Source organism: Tautonia plasticadhaerens (assembly GCF_007752535.1).
GTDB classification, from domain to species: Bacteria; Planctomycetota; Planctomycetia; order Isosphaerales; family Isosphaeraceae; genus Tautonia; species Tautonia plasticadhaerens.
The window spans coordinates 7704482-7722106 of the sequence record NZ_CP036426.1 but is presented as its reverse complement, the minus strand read 5'-3'; the positions used below and the strand labels follow the sequence as shown (position 1 = coordinate 7722106).

Sequence of the window (17625 nt, the reverse complement as noted above, 5' to 3'; positions counted from 1 at the left end):
ACGAGTAATGCCACGAGGGGCCGCGATTGTTCCCGGTTTTTCCCGACGATCTGGGCCCCGTCCCCGTCCGAGGCCGACCGGGCCGGTCCTGGCCCTCACCGGGGTGAGTTGCCGGGGGCGGGTTCGGAGGCGGAGACTCCGTTGATGGTGCCCTCGGGGAAGATCACGGGGTTAGCATTCGGCTCGGGCTCGGATGCGTCCGAGAGCGCGTCGAGCAGCTCGGCATGGCGGGCGATGCTCGGGGAATCGGGGGGGACGGCCTTGAGGAAGTAGGAGGCGAGGGCGAGCCCCAATCGTCGGGGATAGGCCAGCTGGTCGGGCAGCTCGGCGACGGCGTCGAGGAGGTAATTGGCGGCGTCCACCGCCCGGTCGGGCGAGAGTCCGGTGCGGGGCTCGGGGTCGTCGAGGAGTTTGGCGAAGGCGTCCCAGCCCTGTTGGTCGACGACCCCGATGAGGATCGCGGACCAGTGAGGCTCCTGAGCCCGGGGGCCGAGGATGTCGAGGATGGCCGGGTCCTCCCGGATGGCGGCCAGGGCGATCGGTGCCGGGTGCGCCCCGGGCAAGCCGTCGGTCTCTGCCTCGCGGTGGATGAACCGCTGGAGTCGCTCCGAGAGGTCTGGACGATCGGTCGCCACCCCCTGCGTGTAGGGATTGGACCCCGGATCCATCACCAGGAGACGGAGGAAGGCGTCGACGGCCTCGGGATGCTCCCGTAGCCGCCGGGCCGAGGGCAGGGCGAGCCAGAAGGGGTGAGCGAGGGCCTCGAGCGGGACCGCGCCGTAGGCCTCGGGAGGGGGACCGGCCATGGCCGGCAGGATCAGGGCGAAGAAGGCGTCGGATCGGTGCGCCGAACCGCGGGCTTCGGTGGCGGCGGCCATCACGATCATGCGGTCCAGCGCGTCCGGCTGGCCGTCTCGGATGGCCCGAGCCGCGGAGGAGAGAAGGGGGGCGAAGCGTGAGGCGTCGTCGAGTAACACCGGGGAGGCGGGGTCCATGAAAACCCAGCCGAGGGCGGCCTGGGAAGCCGCGTCGGGCTCGCCGTCGGGGACGGCCAGGTCCGCCAGGGCCCGGGCGGCGTCGAAGGCCCAGCGGGGGATCTCGGGGGCGGGTCGAGGCTCGGGGGGCGGATCGGGGTTCGGGCCCAGAGGGTAGCCGCCCCGGAGCGGGGGGCGAGTGCCGGTGGCGGATCGGAGCAGCAGGGTCAGGGACCGGATCGTCTCCAGGCGTACGGTCGGGTCGGGGTCCGCTCGGAGCGCGTCGACGAGGACCGAGGCGGCATCGGAGGCGCGGGGGTGGGGCGGGTTGGGGGGGCGTACGGCGTCGGCCGGGGTGGTGATGACGTGCTCCGAGCCGTAGAGCAGCAATTCGATCGGGAACGGCTCGGGGGGGCCGTCGCCGCCGGCGACCGCGGCGAGGGCGAAGGCGGCTCCCCGGCGGAGGGCGGGGTCGGGGTCGTTTCGGAGGGTCGTCGCGAGGGCCGGGATCGCCTCGACCCCGGCGGTGCCGAACCGGCTGAGGGCGCGGAGGGCGTCGGCCCGGTCGGCGGCGTTGCCGCTTCGGAGGGCCCGGGCGGTCGGCCGGGGGAACTCCCCCCGGTGTCGGAGTGCCTCGTAGCCGAGGACGGCCAGGACCAGCGCCAGCAGCTCGACCAGGGCCCGGGGGCCGGGCCTGAGCCAGCCGCGTCGGCGGCGGACCGGGGGCCCGGCCGGCGAGGGGGCGGGGTTCATGGGAGGGGTTCCGGGGGGCTCGGGTCGGGCTCGGGCTCGGACGAGGTCGGGAAGGTGGGAGGCCGGGGGACGTCCGGCGGCGGGTCGCCCTCGGGAGCCGGGTCGAGCTGGTCGAGGGCGTATCGGGCCGCCTCCCGGGACGACTCGTCGGGGTCACCCATGGCCATCAACTCCAGCGCCGGGCGGGCCGGGGAGGCGGCGGGGCCGAGCGAGCCGAGCAGCGTCGCGGCCCGGGTCCGCGTCGGCACGTCGGCCGCGCCGAGTAGCGGGACGAGCCGGTCGACCAGCCGGGAGACGGCATCGGAGCCGGGATCGGTGGCCCTGGCGAAGTAGGCGAGGATCGCCAGGTTGCGGATCGACCGGCGCAGGCGGGCGGCCTCCAGCGGGGTGGCGTCGAAGGCGGGCCCGTCCCGGCCCTGCGCCTGGAGCTGTGCCCGTCCCCGGCCCGGGCCCTGGCGTTCGTCCTCGATCTCCCGGATCGTCGGCCGGAGGGACTGTTCGCCGTCCTCCTCGGGGGTCGGGCCGGGCTCGTCGAGGAGGCGGGAGAGGAGGGCCTCGGCTTCGTCGGGGGGGAGTTCGGCGCGGACCTCGGGGGCGTCGAGCAGGGGGGCCAGGCCGGACCACTCTCCGGAGGGCCCGAATGACCAGTGCCCGCCGAGCCAGCCCAGCCGGGAATGGCGGTCCATCCGAGGCCAGAGTACGTCGAGGAACCTCGCGTCCCGAGCGAACGCCGACAGGGCGGCGTCTCTGAGGTCCGGCAGGCTCATTCCGCCACCCTCCCAGGAGGCGCCGCGCGATCCGCCGTAGAGGTCGACCCGAAGCCGGTCGGCCGTGGGACGCCTCACCCATTCCTCGAACTGATTGTTCGCCCCGGAGGAATGGCCGTATCGCTCGGAGTCGGCGATCAGGTCGATCAGTACCCGTCCGACCTCGGGGTGTTCGTCGAACAGCTCCGGCGAGGGCGCGACCTGCCAGAGCAGACTCGCGTAAGCGACCCGGACGGTCTCGATCAGGTCGCGTTCCCAGGTCAGCTCGGGGAGGCCGGCGGTCGGGGGATCGGCCACGCGTCGGACGAGCCGATCGATCAGGGGATCGAAGGCCTCCTCGCCCGGGTAGACCAGCCGGACCAGGCGGCTGAGCAGGAGGACCTCCAGGTGCGGGGGCAGGGCCGGGTCCTCCGAATCCACGCCGATCAGCCGGAGGTACAGCTCGGCCCGGCCGGGGTCCGTCAACAGCTCCTGCACGGGCCGGGACGAGGTGAGGGCGCCAATCGCCTGGGAGACGACCTCGGGATCGGGGTCCTCTGCCGCGCGGTCGGCGATGGCCCGGAAGGTGGACTCGACCCAGGGGCCGGTCCCTTCGAACTGCGGAGGGGGCTGGCCCGGCTTGAGGGCGGCCCTCGCGGACCATCGCTCCTGGATCGCCGTGCTGAGGATCTTGCGGAGCGCCCGGATGGCGAAGGCGCGGACGGAGGGATCGGGGTCGGTGCGCATCCGGTCGGCGATGACCGTGGCCACCTCCCCGGCCCGGGGTCTGAGCATCTTCGCCGATTGGGGAGGCCGGGGAGGGGGGGCCGGCGGCTGCCCCGGCGGGGTGGGCGGCGGAGGGACGGCGAGGGCCTCGTCGATGGGATGCTCGTCGGGGGGCTCGACCAAGGCGATCCGCATCATCGCGAAGATGGCCCCGCGACGGACGGCGGGCGAGGGGTCGTCCCGGGCGGCGGCGATCAACTCGGGCACGACCGGGGGGCCGTCGTCCCCCAGCAGGCTCAGGCCGCGCAGGGCGGCGACCTTCTCGCCCTCGTCGCCGTGCTTCAGGGCCCTCAACAGCGGCTCGGGGGGGCGGGAGGACCGGTGCAGGTCCCAGAGGCCGACGGCGATCGCCGCCAGGGCGATCAGTTCGGCCAGGGTGCGGACGCTCAGTCGCATCGGGTCGGCTCGCTCGTTCGGCCCCGCGTCCCTCGCCGAGTCCCGGCGACCGGCGGCCCCGAAGAGCTTAAGGGGTGGACGCGCCCGTCGCTACCCCTTCGGGGAGACGGCCGATTTCGTGCCGATGCGAGCATCTGAAGGGGAGGACTCTCCTTCGGGACCTCGGGAGGGTGGGCGTCAGCCCTTCCGTCCCAGGCGCCCGGCGAAGGCGAGGTGCTCGGGGGAGGCGAGGCCCAGGTCGAGGGCGCCGAGGAGGCGGTCGAGGTCGCCGGCGAGCAGGGCGCCGGGGTCGAGCCAGGGGCCGGGGAAGACCGCCGATCGGATCAGGCCGTCGGGGCCGGGGGCAGGTCGGCGTAGGTCCCGCCCCGGAGCACGAACCAGCGGACGGCGGGGGGATCGAGGCCGACGACCACGTATTCGGGCACGCCGGCGCGTTCATACGCATCCTTCTTCTTGCCCAGGTCGTATGGGCGGCTGGAGCCGGAGACCTCGACGACCAGCTCCGGAGGGCCGGTGATGTAGCCGCCGTCGACCCGGGCCCGGCCGCCGGCCTCGGCGGGGAGGCGGAGCTGGGAGTCGGGCTGCACCTCGGCATCGGGCCCGAGGATCGTGGAGGCGTTGCTGCCGCTGCGGAGGCCGGGGGTCGCCCGCTTGTACGAGACGAGCCAGAAGGTCACCGCGTGGTCGGCCTCGGCATGGTCGTCGAAGACGGGGGAGGGCATACGGACGACTCCTCCGATCAATTCGGCCCGGGTGCCCGGCGGCATCGCCTCAGAGCGCTCGTGGAAGGTGGGCAGGTCCACCCGCTGACCGGGGACGAGCGGGGGGAGGGTGCGTCGGGGGTCGCGGCGGGTCGTGCTCATCCGGGGCCTCCCGGGGAGACGGGGGGGCGGGGAGATCGGATGTCGGGCGGGGATGATAAAGGCCCAAACGGCCGTCGGCCGATGCCGGGGGGCATCGGCCGACGGGGAGGGGTGGTCATCGCCGCGACCCGGACGGGCTCAGGCGCTCTCTTTCTTGCGGTCGGCGGCGTCGTCGGATTCGGACTCGGGGTCGGTGTCCGAGTCGGGGGACTTGGACCTGGACTTCGACTTGGGCTTCGAGGAGGACAGGGGCTTGGGGTCCTGGAAGAGGCTCCGCTCCTTGCGGACGACCTCGGGGGTGACGACGTACCGGGACTTCTCGGGCAGGTCGGGCAGCTCGAACATGATCTCGAGCATGATCTCCTCGACGATCGAGCGGAGGCCCCGGGCGCCGGTGTCCTTCTCCTTGGCCCGCTTGGCGATCTCGGCCAGCGCGGCCTCGGTGAACTCGACCTCGGCCCCCTCCATCTCGAAGAGCTTCTCGTACTGCTTGACCAGGGCGTTGCGCGGCTCGGTGAGGATCTGGACCAGGGCGGAGACGTCCAGCGGCTGCAGGGGGCAGATCACCGGCAGCCGGCCGACGAACTCGGGGATCATGCCGAATTCGAGGATGTCGTCGCTGGTGACCTTGTCCAGCAGGGCGCCGATCTCGCCGTCGTGCTCGGTCTTGGTCTGGCCGCCGAAGCCGATGGTCTTGCGGCCGACGCGCCGGGCGATCAGGTTGTCCAGGCCGACGAAGGTGCCGCCGCAGATGAACAGGATGTTGGACGTGTCCATCTGGATATATTGCTGCTCGGGGTGCTTGCGGCCCCCCTGGGGGGGGACGTTGGCGATCGTCCCCTCCAGCATCTTCAGCAGGGCCTGCTGCACGCCCTCGCCGGAGACGTCCCGGGTGATGGAGACGTTGTGCGAGGTCTTGCCGATCTTGTCGATCTCGTCGATGTAGATGATGCCGCGCTGGGCGGATTCGAGGTCGAAGTCGGCGGCGTGCAGCAGCTTCAGCAGGATGTTCTCGACGTCCTCGCCGACGTAGCCGGCCTCGGTGAGCGTGGTGGCGTCGCCGATGGCGAAGGGGACGTTGAGGATCCGGGCCAGGGTCCGGGCCAGCAGGGTCTTGCCGCAGCCGGTGGGGCCGATCAGCAGGATGTTGGACTTGTCCAGCTCGACCTCGGAGGCGCCCTCCTCGCCGTGGACGAGGCGCTTGTAGTGGTTGTGGACGGCGACGGAGAGGACCTTCTTGGCGCGGTCCTGGCCGATGACGTACTGGTCGAGCTGCTCCTTGATCTCTCGGGGGGCGGGGATGTCGGTGAAGAGGGCCTTGGGCACCCCCCGCCGCTTGCGCTCCTGGTCGAGGATCGACTGGCAGAGCTCGATGCACTCGCCGCAGATATAGACGTCACCGGGGCCTTCGACGAGCGGGCCGACGTCCCGGTAGCTCTTGCGGCAGAAGGAGCAGTAGGCGTTGCGGCGGTTGCCGCCGCCGGAGCCGCCGCCCGGGCCGGTCAGGTTGCCGCCGCCGGGGCCGCCGGAGCCGCCGCCCCCGCCCCCGCCGCGACGACCGCCGCCGTTGCCCCCGGAGCCGCCGCCGCTGTCCTTACCCGTGGGCATACCTGGTCCTTTCGTCGCATCGAGGGGAGACGGACTGACGAGCGGCCGGCCCGGCCTCGCGGATCGATCTCGGATCGGCGAGCGTAGGCCGCCGGTCGGTGGCACGCCCGGTCGCCCCCCGGGGACGATCCGAGGGTCGGGCCGGGGTGACCTGGCGGCGAAGGGGGTCCGACCGAAGGCTCGGGCGAGGGTCGCTCCGTCCGCATGCTGCCCGATCTTCGCCGCACCCGATGGGCCCTCCGGTGCGGCACCCGCCACTCGTCAACTGAGCCATTCTAGAGCATGCACCGAGGCGAAGCAAGCGAGGCCGCCATGGTTCGACCCGTCCCCGGCCACCCGATCCCGAGCCTCCTTGCGAGCGTCGACGGCGTGCCCCGGGACGACCCGGGCGAGCGGTACAGTCGGGCCCTGCCGCCTCCGGATCCCCGGCGACCGGAGCCGGCGTTCTCCTCGGCGATCGGGCCCCAGGGCGGCCCCGCCGGGTCGCCCGGGGATCGATCGCCGAGGCGGTCCCGAGGGGTGGCCGCCGACCGGAGGCGGCCTCGACCGCCCATCGTCCCGGGGTCGAGTCCGTCGGACTCGACCCCGGGTCGATGCTGTACATCGCCGGAAGCCACCGATTAGGATGGGGCCCGCGAGCCCGACGTGGCGACTGATTGTGATCCTGGATGTTCAGGTGGATGGGTGTTGGTGTGTCTGGGGCACGCCACCAGACACCACACGCCCAATCGCCCTCATCGACCCTTCCCGGAGTTTGGCCGCCGATGCTTCTCGTCCGAAACGCCCCGACGCTCCGCAAGTTCTCCCTCGGCACGGCCTTCGTCCTGTCCCTCGGGGGCTGCTCGGGCGGATCCGAACTCCCCGTCATCTCGACGGAGGATGACAAGGAGACCGTCTCGAAGTCGATCGACGATCCCTTCGGGACCCAGGCCACCCCTCCCGATGCCGGCGGGGCGCGGTGACCCGCGCGATCGAAAGGGTGGCCCCCCTGCCTCGAGTCCTGGGATCGGGGAGCGGTCGGCCGCGATCCTCCTCGTGATTTTGCATTGATTCCGTCATTCATCCCTTCGTGGCGAGTCGCCATCGTGCGTGGGACGAAGCAAGTCGCTGGAGAAAGTACATGAGGACTCGGACATCACGTCGCCCTGACGGGCCTCGCGGCTTCACGCTGATCGAGCTGCTGGTGGTGATCGCCATCATCGGCGTGCTGATCGCCCTGCTGCTGCCCGCCGTGCAGGCGGCGCGGGAGGCCGCCCGACGCGCCCAGTGCACCAACAACCTCAAGCAGCTCGCCCTGGGCCTGCACAACTACGTCGATTCCAACGGCTCCTTCCCGATGGGTTCCTGGAAGAACCTGAACTTCTACGGCGGCTGCGGCGGCGGGCACGAGGGGAGCCTCTTCCTCGCGGCCCTGGCGTACTTCGAGCAGCAGTCCCTGTTCAACGCGCAGAACTTCGACCTGCCCTACTTCCAGGGCGGGGCGACCGGGCCGAACGCGACGGTGGCCATCACCGGCGTCAACCTGCTCTGGTGCCCGAGCGACGGCGACGTCCCCGAGCAGCGGTTCTACGGCATGCGCCGCCTGAGCTACAAGGGGAACAACGGCACCTGGAACTCGCCCGGCCGCTACGACTGGCCCGGCTGCGGCACCCGCGACTACAGCGTGATGAAGGGCCAGGCCAACGGCATCTTCACCTTCGACAACGTCACCAAGCTGGCCGAGATCCGGGACGGCACGAGCAACACGATGCTCCTGGGCGAGCACGCCTTCGGCAAGCTGGACCAGGGAGGGCAGCAGGAGTGGGGCTGGTGGACCTCGGGCAATTACGGCGACACCCTGTTCACCACGCTCTTCCCGATGAACCCGCACCGCCGGCTGGCCGACTCGACCGCCCACACCGGCGTCTGGGGGATCAACACGTCGATCTTCGTCCAGGCGGCGTCGAGCATGCATCCCGGCGGCATGAACGCGGCCATGTGCGACGGCTCGGTCCGCTTCATCAAGGACACGATCGCCACCATGCCCTTCGACGGGTCGACGGGCCTGCCGATCGGCATGACCCAGGAGGCCACCGGGCGCTATGTCGTGACCCCGCCGGCCCAGTTCGGCGTCTGGCAGGCCATCTCCACCCGCAAGGGCGGCGAGGTCATCAGCGCCGACCAGTTCTGAGCCATCCCGAGGGCCATCCCCTCGCCTCGGCCCCGTCCGCCCCCGGGCCCGGGGGCGGACGGCCCGCCCCCCGGCCGGGCCCGACGACCCGGGCCGGGGCGTCGACCCGGCCCGTCGGGGCCGCCCAGGCCCGGCCGGGTGCCCCCGGCTCCGCACCGAATTCGAGAGGAACGCCTCGATGGCCGATGCCGACTCGCGTCCGAAGTCCTATCGGATGCTCATCCTGCTGTCCTTGCTCCTGGTGATCCTGGCCGGGGTCGGGTTCTCCCAGGGCATCCTGAGGCTGCCCGGCTCCTACGCCGCCTCGGTCCTGCTGATCAACGAGATCCCCGAACCGATCAACGACGTCGTCTTCACCTATCCGGGCGGCGAACTCGAGCTGGCCCGGATCGAGCCCTACGGCTCGGTCGGCAGCCCGATCTACCCCGAGACCGGGGAGTTCGAGGCGACCCTCGCCTTCTCGATCGGCGACGGCCCGGCGATCGAGAAGTCGGTCTCGGCCCGGGTGATCGGCGACCTCCTGATCGAGCTGATCGTCCTCCCCGCGGTGGAGCGAGACACGGTCAAGACCGAGGACGGGCAGGAGATCGAAATCCTCCGCGCGTCCGACTCGCAGGCCCGGTTCGTCGTCTCCTACGCCGGGGAGCGGGGCGTCGATGATTGACCGGGACGGCCGGCGGTCGGGCCTCGGTCGATCGGCCGGGGCGATCGGTCGCCCCCACTGACGCGGAGGGGCCGTCCGGTCCCGAAGGATCGACCCGATCCTCGGGCCCTCCCCTCGCCCCCGAACGCCCCGGCCCGCACCACGGTGCCCGGCGTCCCCATCCCCGTGTCCTCGTCTCCCTCCGCCCCGAGGGCAGAGCCTCCCACGGAGCCCCCCATGACCGACGGACTGAACCGCCGATCGTTCCTGACCGCGACCGCCGCCGCCGGGCTCTCCCCCCTGGCGATCGGCGCCATGCCCCAGAAGCCGGCCGGGGCGAAGTCCCCCGTGATCGTCGCCAGCGGCAACGGCTTCCCCTACCTCGACGAGGCGATGGAGTCGATCCGGGGCGGCGCCGACCCGCTGGACGCGGCCATCGAGCTGGTCGCCCACGTCGAGGCGGATCCCAACGACCACTCGGTCGGCTACGGCGGCGTGCCGAACGAGGACGGCGTGGTCGAGCTGGACTCGGCCGTCATGCACGGCCCGACCCACTCGGCCGGGGCCGTGGCCTCGATCCGGGACATCATGCACCCGGCCGCCGTCGCCCGGCTGGTGATGCGGCGCACCAAGCACGTCCTGCTCGTCGGCGAGGGGGCCAAGCGGTTCGCCCTGGCCCACGGCTTCAAGGAGGAAAACCTCCTCACCGACGAGGCCCGGCAGATCTGGCTCAGGGCCAAGGAGCAGCAGGGGGGCTACTGGGTCCCCGCGCCCCCCGAGGAGGTGGCCGCCAACATCCGGGCCGAGGCGACCGACCTGACCACGGGCACGATCCACGTCTCGGCGCTGGACACGCACGGCGACCTCGGCTGCGTGACCACCACCTCCGGCTGGGGGATGAAGATCCCGGGCCGGGTGGGGGACTCCCCGATCCTGGGGGCCGGCCTCTACCTGGACAACGCGGTCGGCTCCTGCGGCTCGACCGGCCTGGGGGAGATCAACCTGCTCAACTGCGCCAGCTACCTGATCGTCGACGAGATGCGCCGGGGCAAGCAGGTCAAGGACGCCCTGGTCGCCGCCCTGAAGCACATCGCCGACGTCACCAGCCGCAACCCCCGGTACCGCGGGGAGGGCGGCCGGCCGAACTACGGGGTGACCTTCTACGCCGTCTCCAAGGACGGCCAGTACGCCGGCGCCAACATGGTCGGCGGGGCGAGCATGGCCGTCCACGACGGCAACGAGGCGAAGATGGTCGACTGCGTCCCGATCTTCGAGTGATCCGGCCACCGTCCCCGACCTCTCCTCGGGCCCCGAGGAGGGGTCGGGGACGCAGTCCGAGGTGGCCCCGGGTCAGGGAGTCGGGAGCTGGAGGGCCTCGGGGTTTGCGGCGGCCCAGGCCGAGAGGCGACGGGTGGCCCCAGTGCGGGGGAGCCCGTCGAGCGCCTCCGGGGACAGCCATTCGACGGCCGAGAGGCCGGGGCCGGGCCTCGGCTCGCCCCCGACCGGGGAGGCGACCCGGGCCCCCAGGGTGACCCGGTGCTTCGTCACCCCGTACCGGATCGCCCGGACGACCGGGCCGATCCGGAGGGAGACGCCGGTCAGCTCCCGGAGGCGAGGGCCGAGATCCTCCGGGTCGCCGCCCCCGGGCCCCCGTCCGGCGGGGTCGGCGCCCGAGAGGTGGACGGTCGGGAACTCGTAGAAGTGCTCCCAGAGGCGGCCGGGGGAGCGCCGGACGACGAGCAGCCGGCCGAGGCCGTCGAGGGCGAGGACGCAGTCCTCGGAGACCTCCAGGGGGGGGGTGGGGGTCGACCGCCGGGGCAGGTCGTCCTGGAGCCCCTCCCGTCGGGCGAGGCAGAGGTCGGCCGCGGGGCAGGCCAGGCAGCGCGGGGCCCGGGGGGTGCAGATGGTCGCCCCGAGGTCCATCATCGCCTGGTTGAACCGGCCGGCCCCCTCGGGGGGGACGAGCCGGGCGGCGGCCTCCCAGAGCCTGGCCTGGGACCGGGTCGATCGGACGTCCTCCGGCCAGGAGAGCCATCGGGCCAGGACGCGCTGGGTGTTCGCTTCCAGGATCGGCTCGGGCAGGTCGAAGGCGATCGAGGAGACGGCCCCGGCGATGTAGCGGCCGACCCCGGGGAGGGCCCGGATCGCCCCGGGGTCCTCGGGGACCCGGCCCCCGTGTCGCTCGACGAGGGCCCGGGCGGCGGCCTGGAGCAGCCGGGCCCTCCGGTAGTAGCCCAGGCCCTCCCAGGCCTTGAGCACGTCGGCCTCGTCGGCCGAGGCGAGCGCCTCGGCCGTCGGGAACCGGGCGACGAACCGGGAGAAGAAGGGCCCGACCGCGGTCACGGTCGTCTGCACGAGCATGACCTCGGCGACGAGCACCTTGTACGGGTCCCGGTCGAGCCTCCAGGGGAGCCCGGCCCTCCCCTCGCGGTCGAACCAGAGGAGCATGGCCCGCCGGGCCCGATCGACCCAGCCCGGGTCGAGGTCCGGCCCCGAGGGCCCCGGGCCCCCCGGCCGACTCCCCGGGCCGCCTGCCCCGCTCCGTCTCCCCATCGCCCCTCGCCTCCGGAACCCCGGCCGGCCGCCCCGACCGGGTCGGCCCCGGGACATTGTATCCACCCCCACCCCACCAGGGGGCCTGGCGGGGTGCCCGCCCCCGGGGTCGGGGCGATTGCGACGGATCATCCGGATTTTTTCGATCCCGCGGAGACTTCCGCCGAGGGGCGTCGTAGATCTCCTCATGCAAGGAAAAACAAGGCGATGATGGCCGCAGAAGGACGCCAAGTTGGGATATCGGATCGTTGATCGGACAAAAAAAGCTCCTAATCGGCAAAGTTTTCCTTGACGGTCCGGAATCCCGGTTCATACTAAAAGTGCAAGGAGGTGAGCGTGCGGGCGTGAGGTCGATGCGAACTCGATGATGAGCGCAGAGGCGGCCGACGCGACCCGCGAGAATTGCCGAAGCTGGCAACCGAGCTCATCGGAACACACCAAGATGGCGATCACATCATTCGACGGCTTCGTCGGCCTCGCGGCCGAGGGGGCAGGGCACGGCGACGTCCTCGATGGCGAGGGGCGGGCCGGGCAATCCACCGGGGACGAGTTCGGGCGGCTGGTCCGCCTGGTCCGGGAGAACGAACGGCTCCTCGCGGAGCTGGATCGGGTGCGAGGCCAGTGCCGACGGGCCTGGGCGTACCTGGGGGAGCCGGGGTGCAACGCCGCCCTGGCGATGGCGCAGTTGGAGCGGGCGCGGCTGAGGCGATCGGCCGTGCTGGCACACCTGAGGGCCAACCGCGTCGAGGCGAGGGCCCTGCTGGGCCGCCCGCCGGCGGGCGTCGATCAGATCGAATTAAATTAAAGACAAAATGCGTGAATCTTGGGATGACATCTTGGGGCGAACACCCATCGGAGAGACGCCGTGCACCCGGAGCAGACGCGCAAGGAGCGAGAGCCGCTGACGGAGGATCAGCAGCGGCTGGCGGTCAAGTACCTGCCCATGGCGAGGTCGCTGGCCAAGCCGTTCAAGGAACAATTGCCGGACATCTGGGAGGAGTTCGAGTCGGCCGCCTGCCTCGCCCTGGTCGAGGCGGCCCGGGCGTTCGAGCCCGAGCGTGAGGTGAAGTTCTCCACCTTCGCCCGCCAGCGCATCTGGGGGGGCCTGCAGGACACCCGCCGCGAGCACCTCTCCCGGGCCAAGCACGAGTGCCACTGCGGCGCCGACGGCCTGCCGGCGAGCCTGCCGCTGGTCGAGGAGATGGCCGTCGCCCGCCACCGGGTCGGCGACGAGCTGGAGGCGGCCGAGGCGGTCGAGGGCTGGCTCCGCAAGCTGCCGAGGCAGCACGCCGAGGTCTGCCGCCTGATCTACGTCCAGGGGAGCACCCACGCCGAGGTCGCCCGATGCCTCGGCTTCTCCCCCTCGAGGATCACCTACATCCACCTCGAGGCGCTCGCCATGCTCGGCGGCACCTGGGCCCCGGGCACCCGCCCGCTGCCCCCCGCCCCCCGACGCCGGGGCCGCCCCCGGCGCGCCCTCAGCGCCTGACCAGCCCTGCCCGACCCCACCGCCCCTGCTGAAGTCCGAACGTCGAAATCTGCGTCCGTGTTGAATGATTGATCCGAGCGATTGAACAATCGAACGAACGCCTCCGCACCTGGCATCCACGAACTGGCACCGAACGAATCAACGAGAAGGAAGAAACGATGCTCGTCCTCAAGCGCAAAGAAGGTCAGTGGATCGAGATCATCCATCGCTCCGGAGACGTGATCCGGCTGCGGGTCTACGACATCCAGGCCGTCGCCGGCTCGGCGAGCCGCGCCAACCTCGCCTTCGACGACTCGGCCCGCAACTTCGAGATCCGCCGCCCCGAGCGCCGGGTGACCACGCCGAGGCCGGCCGCCGCGGGCGACCTCGCCCCCCCGGCCCCGATCGTCGCCGAGGCGGTCGTCGAGGTCGAGCCGGAGTCCGGGGCCGTCCCGGCCCTGCTCGTTCCCCAGCCGGATTGACCCCGGCTCGATCGCCGGGCAACCCGACCGTATCTCCGAGGCCCCCGAGTCACCCCCGACCCCGGGAGGACTCGGGGGCCCTTCGCGTCGCGCGAGGGGCCGGGCCCCGGGTCGGGGGAAGTCGGCCGCCCGGCCCCGCTTGGGATCAGACCTGGGGGGGGAAGAGGGCCAGCTCCCGGAGGGGGAGGGCCTGGGAGAGGTCGTCGCGCTCGACGGCGGCGACGAAGCGGCGCAGGACGAGCTCGAGGTGCTCGATCAGGTCGGGGTGGCGGGCGGCCTCGTCGTTCTGCTCCCAGCGGTCCTCGGGCTTGCGGTACAGCTCGACGGACCGGGGGGGGTCGTCGGGGTCGGCCTCGATCGGCACGACGAGGTGCCAGTAGTGGGTCCGGAGCGCGAACTCCTCCACGTCCATGCCCATGCAGGCGAAGTCCCGGAACTTGGTGGCCTTGCCCCGGATCAGTTCGAGCAGGTCCCGGCCGTGGGGAGCGGGGCGGTCGGGGTCGGCCGCCGGGGCGCCGGGGTCGAGGGCCGAGAGGATCGTCGGCAGCAGGTCGACCGACTGGACGATCGCCTGGTGCCGCTTGCCCCCGTGCTCGGCGCCGGGCAGGCGGACGATCAGGGGGGTGTGCACCAGCTCCTCGTGCAGCCAGGGCCGGAAGCGTCGGACGAAGCCGTGCTCGCCGAGCGGCTCCCCCTGGTCGGAGGTGAAGACGACGAGCGTGTCGTCCAGGCGGCCGAGGCGTCGGAGGGCGTCGAACAGGTGGCCGATCTGGCGGTCCAGCGCGGTGACGGACCCGGCGTAGGTGCGTCGGAGCCGGAACAGTTCCTCCTCGGAGATCACGTCGCCGACCGGGCCCGGCGGCACGTCGATCAGGACGGGGACGTCCTCGACGAACAGGTCCTCGGCCTCGGCCTCCCTCCCCTCCTCGTCGTCGGGCTCGTCGAGGTCCCCTTCCTCGCCGGCCTCGAAGTCGTCGGGCTCGACGCTGACGTAGCGGTCCCGGTCGGCGGCGGGGGGATCCCAGGGGCCGTGGGGGCCGAACAGGTCGAGCCAGAGGGCGAAGGGCCCCGGCTCGTCCTGCGACCGTTCCAGCCAGTCGATCGCCGCCCGGACGGCCCGGCCGGATCCGGCGTTCTCCTCGGTGTCGAGCCCCAGGGCGGCCCGGTTGCGGAGGTACTGCTCCCAGCGGAGGGTCCAGAGCTCCCGGTCGGGGTCGTCCTCGGGGGGCAGCCTCAGGCCGGGCTCGTCGTCGAGCGAGACGCCCGAGGCCCGGGGGTCATCCGGGAGGATGTAGGGGTCGTAGCCCTGCCCCCGGATCCAGACGACCTCGTCGAACCCCCTGCCGAAGCCGTGCCCGGCCTGCCGGAGCATCGGGACGTCGGAGATGAGGGCCGACCGGACCCCCCGGTCGTAGAGCAGGTCCGGCAGGATCGGCTCGTCGGGGCGCAGGGGGGTCCAGCCCTGGTCGGGGTCGTGGAAGCCGTAGCGGCCGGTCCACCAGCTCCGCCGGGTCGGCAGGGTGGTCAGGTTCTCGGGGTAGTGGTGGTCGAAGACGACCCCCTCGCTCGCCAATCGGTCGAGGTTGGGCGTCTCGATCCAGGGGTTCCCGTACGGGCCGAGGAATCCCAGGTGCAGGCCGTTGCAGGCGATGACGATGACGTTCATGCCCCCGATTGTAGCCTCGGGGCCGGCGTTGGGCGACGGGGGGACGTCGGGTAGAATCGATCGGGCGGGGACGGGCGAGGATTCGGCCGCGAGGGAGATCTGATGATGAGCGTCTCCGATCGCACCCGGGAGATCGAGGCGCCGCTCGTCGACGAGTGGTACGAATGGCCGACCCCGGTCGACTGGCCCTTCTACCTCCGGCTCCTCCGCCAGCGGGGCGATTCGGGCGTCCCGAGGATGGTCTACCTCGACGGGAGCCTGCTGCTGATGACCCCCTCCCTCCCGCACGAGGAGCGCAAGGAGCGGCTCAATCGCCTGGTCCACGAGGTCGCCGTCGGGTGCGGGATCCCGTATCGCCCGACGGCCTCGACGACCTGGAAGCGGCGGAGCCGACGAGGGGGCGTGGAGGGAGACCACACCTATTACCTCGCCAACGAGCCGACGATCCGGGGGAAGCGGGAGGTCGACCTGCGGGCCGACCCGCCGCCCGACCTGGCCGTCGAGGTCGTCTACAGCCACGACGTGACCCGGGCGATCGAGGTCTATCGGCGCCTGGGAGTGCCGGAGGTCTGGGTCGCCACCGAGCGACGATTCCAGATCCTGGCCCCGGATCGGCCCGGCCGAGGGCGTCGCTATCGCGAGGTCGGGCGATCGGTCGGATTCCCGTTCCTGTCGGCGGAGGAGATCGCCGACCGCGTCTACCGGGACGCCCCCGACGGGGAGCTTCGCTGGGCGATCGAGCTTCGAGACTGGGTCCGGGAGACGCTCGTCCCCCGGCTCGACGCCGGGGGGCGGGCGCCCTGACCGGCGATCGTCGACGGCTCAGGCGGCGTCGTGCCGGCCGTCGGGGCCGGGGGAGCCGGCCATCGAGGGCGGGGCCTCTCCCCGGGCGATCGCGTCGACCACGGGGCGGGGGGCGTCGTTGACCCGGTCGCCGAGCGCGGCCTGGAGGTCGGCGGTCAGCGCGGCGATGGCCTCCTTGCGGGGGCGGCCGGCGTAGTCGGGGACGAGAAGGGGGGGGAGGACCTCCACGTCGGCCGTCGAGCCCCGGGCGAGGAAGCGGTCGGAGTAGGTCAGGCGGATCGGGACGATCGTCAGGGGGTCGTCCCCCAGGTCCCGCTGGACCAGCAGGGAGAGCCAGGCGGTGCCGGGCTTCAGCGTGTGGACCTCGCCGGGGGGCAGGCGGTAGATGTTCCCCTCGGGGAAGATGACCAGGGCGTGGCCCGACTGGAGGATCTCCCGGCAGTGCTTCAGGGCGCCGGGGGTCGGCCGGTCGGTGTTGATCGGGAAGGCCCCCAGGCGGCGGACGAACCAGCCCTGGACCCCCCGGGCGACCTCGTTGTGCGAGGTCAGGAATCGGAGCATCCGGAACCTCGGGGCCTTTCGGATCGCCTCGTAGAGCATCAGGGTATCCCACCTCGTCCGGTGCGTCGGGGCGAGGATCACCGGCCCCCGGGAGGGGAGGCGGTCGGCGTGATGGATGCGGACCTTGAAGTGAAACTTCATCACGGCCCAGTGGATCGGCCAGAAGAAGCGGATCAGCCAGGGCGAAACGTACGACTTAGGCACTTCGGCGACGCTCATCGGCGGTCGGCTCCCGTCTCTCTCAAAACCGGCGTCGGCCGGGGAATCCTCGGGCCCGGGGCCCGGTGGGTTCGAATGGATACTCTATCCTGAGACTCGGCCGTCTTGCAGTGCCAGGCCCTCCCCGGGCCCCGGCCGGAGGGCCGACCGGAGGCTAGGACGGCCCCCCCCGACCGGCTAGAATGCACGCCCGGATCGGTCCGATCCGACCCGACCCGATCCGATGTGGTCTGGTGTGGCCGGTGTGGGAGACGATCGGGGGCCTCGGCATGGCATCGGACGACCCTGGCGACGAGGGCGGCTCGGTCACCCGGTGGATCGGCCAGCTCAAGGCCGGAGACCCCGACGCGGCCCAGCCCCTGTGGGAACGCTACTTCGAGCGGCTCGTCCGGCTGGCGAGGCAGAAGCTCGTCGCCGGCCGCCGACGGGGCGGGGACGAGGACGAGGAGGACGCCGCGCTGAGCGCCTTCGACAGCTTCTGCGCCGGGGCCGCCCGGGGCCGCTTCCCCCTGCTGGGCGACCGGGAGGATCTCTGGCGCCTGCTCGTCGTCATCACGGCCCGCAAGGCCGGGGCCCAGGCCCAGCGCCGACGCGCCCGGAAGCGCGGCGGCGACCTCCACCGCGTCGAGGCCCCCGCCGCGCAGGAGGCCGACGGCCTGGACCTGGAGCGACTGGCCGGGCCCGAGCCGACCCCCGAGTTCGCCGCGATGGTCGCCGAGGAATACGAACGCCTGCTCGAAGCCCTCGGCGACGACGACCTCCGCCGCGTGGCCGTCTGGCGGCTCGAAGGGTTGACCAACGACGAGATCGCCGACCGGCTCGGCTGCGCCCGCCGCACGGTGGCCCGCCGGCTCGACCTGATCCGCAAGATCTGGTCGGCGGACGAGGGCGAGGGCGAGGAGTGAGCGGGGGGCCCGGCCATCTCCGGAGCAC

At 72.3% G+C, this 17625-nt stretch carries 16 protein-coding genes; 9 read left to right on the top strand and 7 right to left on the bottom strand.

Going from position 1 to position 17625, the window contains the following annotated elements; genetic code table 11:
• Positions 1–95: 95 nt before the first annotated feature.
• The 4 genes from ElP_RS30770 to clpX form a co-directional block, all read right to left on the bottom strand.
• Positions 96–1727 carry a hypothetical protein gene (locus ElP_RS30770; RefSeq protein WP_145276782.1) on the bottom strand — a complete coding sequence of 544 codons (1632 nt, stop codon included), beginning with the start codon at positions 1725–1727 and terminating at the stop codon, positions 96–98.
• The gene (locus ElP_RS30765) at positions 1724–3655 is read right to left on the bottom strand and encodes a hypothetical protein (RefSeq protein ID WP_145276780.1); all 1932 of its coding nucleotides are present in this window, start codon (positions 3653–3655) and stop codon (positions 1724–1726) included. The genes ElP_RS30770 and ElP_RS30765 overlap by 4 nt, the downstream gene beginning before the upstream one ends.
• A 323-nt stretch (positions 3656–3978) precedes the next feature.
• Entirely contained in the window at positions 3979–4518 is a 540-nt protein-coding gene (locus ElP_RS30760; protein ID WP_231749324.1) for a Uma2 family endonuclease, read from the bottom strand.
• A gap of 138 nt (positions 4519–4656) precedes the next feature.
• Positions 4657–6126, bottom strand: coding sequence for an ATP-dependent Clp protease ATP-binding subunit ClpX (gene clpX, locus ElP_RS30755; protein WP_145276778.1), 1470 nt, complete (start codon positions 6124–6126; stop codon positions 4657–4659).
• Between the two features lie 764 nt (positions 6127–6890).
• Between clpX and ElP_RS30750 the strand changes: the two genes are divergently transcribed.
• The 4 genes from ElP_RS30750 (at position 6891) to ElP_RS30735 (ending at position 10217) form a co-directional block, all read left to right on the top strand.
• A complete protein-coding gene (locus ElP_RS30750; protein WP_145276776.1) occupies positions 6891–7088 on the top strand; it encodes a hypothetical protein in 198 nt (65 codons plus the stop codon).
• A 158-nt stretch (positions 7089–7246) separates the two neighbouring features.
• Positions 7247–8296: a DUF1559 domain-containing protein gene (locus ElP_RS30745; protein ID WP_145276775.1), complete on the top strand. Its 1050-nt coding sequence runs from the start codon at positions 7247–7249 to the stop codon at positions 8294–8296.
• A gap of 178 nt (positions 8297–8474) precedes the next feature.
• The gene (locus ElP_RS30740; RefSeq protein ID WP_145276773.1) at positions 8475–8960 is read left to right on the top strand and encodes a hypothetical protein; all 486 of its coding nucleotides are present in this window, start codon (positions 8475–8477) and stop codon (positions 8958–8960) included.
• A gap of 216 nt (positions 8961–9176) precedes the next feature.
• Positions 9177–10217 carry a N(4)-(beta-N-acetylglucosaminyl)-L-asparaginase gene (locus ElP_RS30735; RefSeq protein WP_145276770.1) on the top strand — a complete coding sequence of 347 codons (1041 nt, stop codon included), beginning with the start codon at positions 9177–9179 and terminating at the stop codon, positions 10215–10217.
• A 72-nt stretch (positions 10218–10289) separates the two neighbouring features.
• Here ElP_RS30735 and ElP_RS30730 read toward each other — a convergent pair whose 3' ends face one another.
• The gene (locus ElP_RS30730; protein ID WP_145276768.1) at positions 10290–11492 is read right to left on the bottom strand and encodes an A/G-specific adenine glycosylase; all 1203 of its coding nucleotides are present in this window, start codon (positions 11490–11492) and stop codon (positions 10290–10292) included.
• Positions 11493–11934: 442 nt separating this feature from the next.
• On the opposite strand from ElP_RS30730, the gene ElP_RS30725 reads away from it, so the two are divergent.
• The 3 genes from ElP_RS30725 to ElP_RS30715 all read left to right on the top strand — a co-directional run bounded on the left by ElP_RS30725 (position 11935) and on the right by ElP_RS30715 (position 13442).
• Positions 11935–12297 (top strand): hypothetical protein, encoded by a 363-nt coding sequence (locus ElP_RS30725; RefSeq protein WP_145276767.1) that lies wholly within the window; start codon positions 11935–11937, stop codon positions 12295–12297.
• 60 nt (positions 12298–12357) lie between these two features.
• Complete coding sequence (locus tag ElP_RS30720) at positions 12358–12981, top strand: sigma-70 family RNA polymerase sigma factor (protein ID WP_145276765.1); 624 nt, start codon at positions 12358–12360, stop codon at positions 12979–12981.
• 158 nt (positions 12982–13139) lie between these two features.
• Positions 13140–13442, top strand: a complete 303-nt coding sequence (locus ElP_RS30715) for a hypothetical protein (protein ID WP_145276763.1) — start codon at positions 13140–13142, stop codon at positions 13440–13442.
• Positions 13443–13587: 145 nt separating this feature from the next.
• On the opposite strand, the gene ElP_RS30710 is transcribed toward ElP_RS30715, so the two are convergent.
• A complete protein-coding gene (locus ElP_RS30710) occupies positions 13588–15108 on the bottom strand; it encodes a sulfatase family protein (protein WP_145276761.1) in 1521 nt (506 codons plus the stop codon).
• 102 nt (positions 15109–15210) lie between these two features.
• Between ElP_RS30710 and ElP_RS30705 the strand changes: the two genes are divergently transcribed.
• Positions 15211–15912 carry a Uma2 family endonuclease gene (locus tag ElP_RS30705; RefSeq protein ID WP_145276760.1) on the top strand — a complete coding sequence of 234 codons (702 nt, stop codon included), beginning with the start codon at positions 15211–15213 and terminating at the stop codon, positions 15910–15912.
• Between the two features lie 18 nt (positions 15913–15930).
• Here the strand turns inward: ElP_RS30705 and ElP_RS30700 are convergent, their stop codons facing one another.
• Entirely contained in the window at positions 15931–16692 is a 762-nt protein-coding gene (locus ElP_RS30700) for a lysophospholipid acyltransferase family protein (RefSeq protein WP_145276758.1), read from the bottom strand.
• Between the two features lie 269 nt (positions 16693–16961).
• Here ElP_RS30700 and ElP_RS30695 point away from each other — a divergent pair, with 269 nt between their 5' ends.
• Positions 16962–17597, top strand: a complete 636-nt coding sequence (locus ElP_RS30695; RefSeq protein ID WP_145276756.1) for an ECF-type sigma factor — start codon at positions 16962–16964, stop codon at positions 17595–17597.
• Positions 17598–17625 lie beyond the last annotated feature (28 nt).

Excerpts from the sequence above, each read along its gene's own strand:
- ElP_RS30770 (WP_145276782.1), bottom strand. The coding sequence starts at position 1,727 with ATGAACCCCGCCCCCTCGCCGGCCGGGCCCCCGGTCCGCCGCCGACGC.
- ElP_RS30765 (WP_145276780.1), bottom strand. The coding sequence starts at position 3,655 with ATGCGACTGAGCGTCCGCACCCTGGCCGAACTGATCGCCCTGGCGGCG.
- ElP_RS30760 (WP_231749324.1), bottom strand. The coding sequence starts at position 4,518 with ATGAGCACGACCCGCCGCGACCCCCGACGCACCCTCCCCCCGCTCGTC.
- clpX (WP_145276778.1), bottom strand. The coding sequence starts at position 6,126 with ATGCCCACGGGTAAGGACAGCGGCGGCGGCTCCGGGGGCAACGGCGGC.
- ElP_RS30750 (WP_145276776.1), top strand. The coding sequence starts at position 6,891 with ATGCTTCTCGTCCGAAACGCCCCGACGCTCCGCAAGTTCTCCCTCGGC.
- ElP_RS30745 (WP_145276775.1), top strand. The coding sequence starts at position 7,247 with ATGAGGACTCGGACATCACGTCGCCCTGACGGGCCTCGCGGCTTCACG.
- ElP_RS30740 (WP_145276773.1), top strand. The coding sequence starts at position 8,475 with ATGGCCGATGCCGACTCGCGTCCGAAGTCCTATCGGATGCTCATCCTG.
- ElP_RS30735 (WP_145276770.1), top strand. The coding sequence starts at position 9,177 with ATGACCGACGGACTGAACCGCCGATCGTTCCTGACCGCGACCGCCGCC.
- ElP_RS30730 (WP_145276768.1), bottom strand. The coding sequence starts at position 11,492 with ATGGGGAGACGGAGCGGGGCAGGCGGCCCGGGGAGTCGGCCGGGGGGC.
- ElP_RS30725 (WP_145276767.1), top strand. The coding sequence starts at position 11,935 with ATGGCGATCACATCATTCGACGGCTTCGTCGGCCTCGCGGCCGAGGGG.
- ElP_RS30715 (WP_145276763.1), top strand. The coding sequence starts at position 13,140 with ATGCTCGTCCTCAAGCGCAAAGAAGGTCAGTGGATCGAGATCATCCAT.
- ElP_RS30710 (WP_145276761.1), bottom strand. The coding sequence starts at position 15,108 with ATGAACGTCATCGTCATCGCCTGCAACGGCCTGCACCTGGGATTCCTC.
- ElP_RS30705 (WP_145276760.1), top strand. The coding sequence starts at position 15,211 with ATGATGAGCGTCTCCGATCGCACCCGGGAGATCGAGGCGCCGCTCGTC.
- ElP_RS30700 (WP_145276758.1), bottom strand. The coding sequence starts at position 16,692 with ATGAGCGTCGCCGAAGTGCCTAAGTCGTACGTTTCGCCCTGGCTGATC.
- ElP_RS30695 (WP_145276756.1), top strand. The coding sequence starts at position 16,962 with ATGGCATCGGACGACCCTGGCGACGAGGGCGGCTCGGTCACCCGGTGG.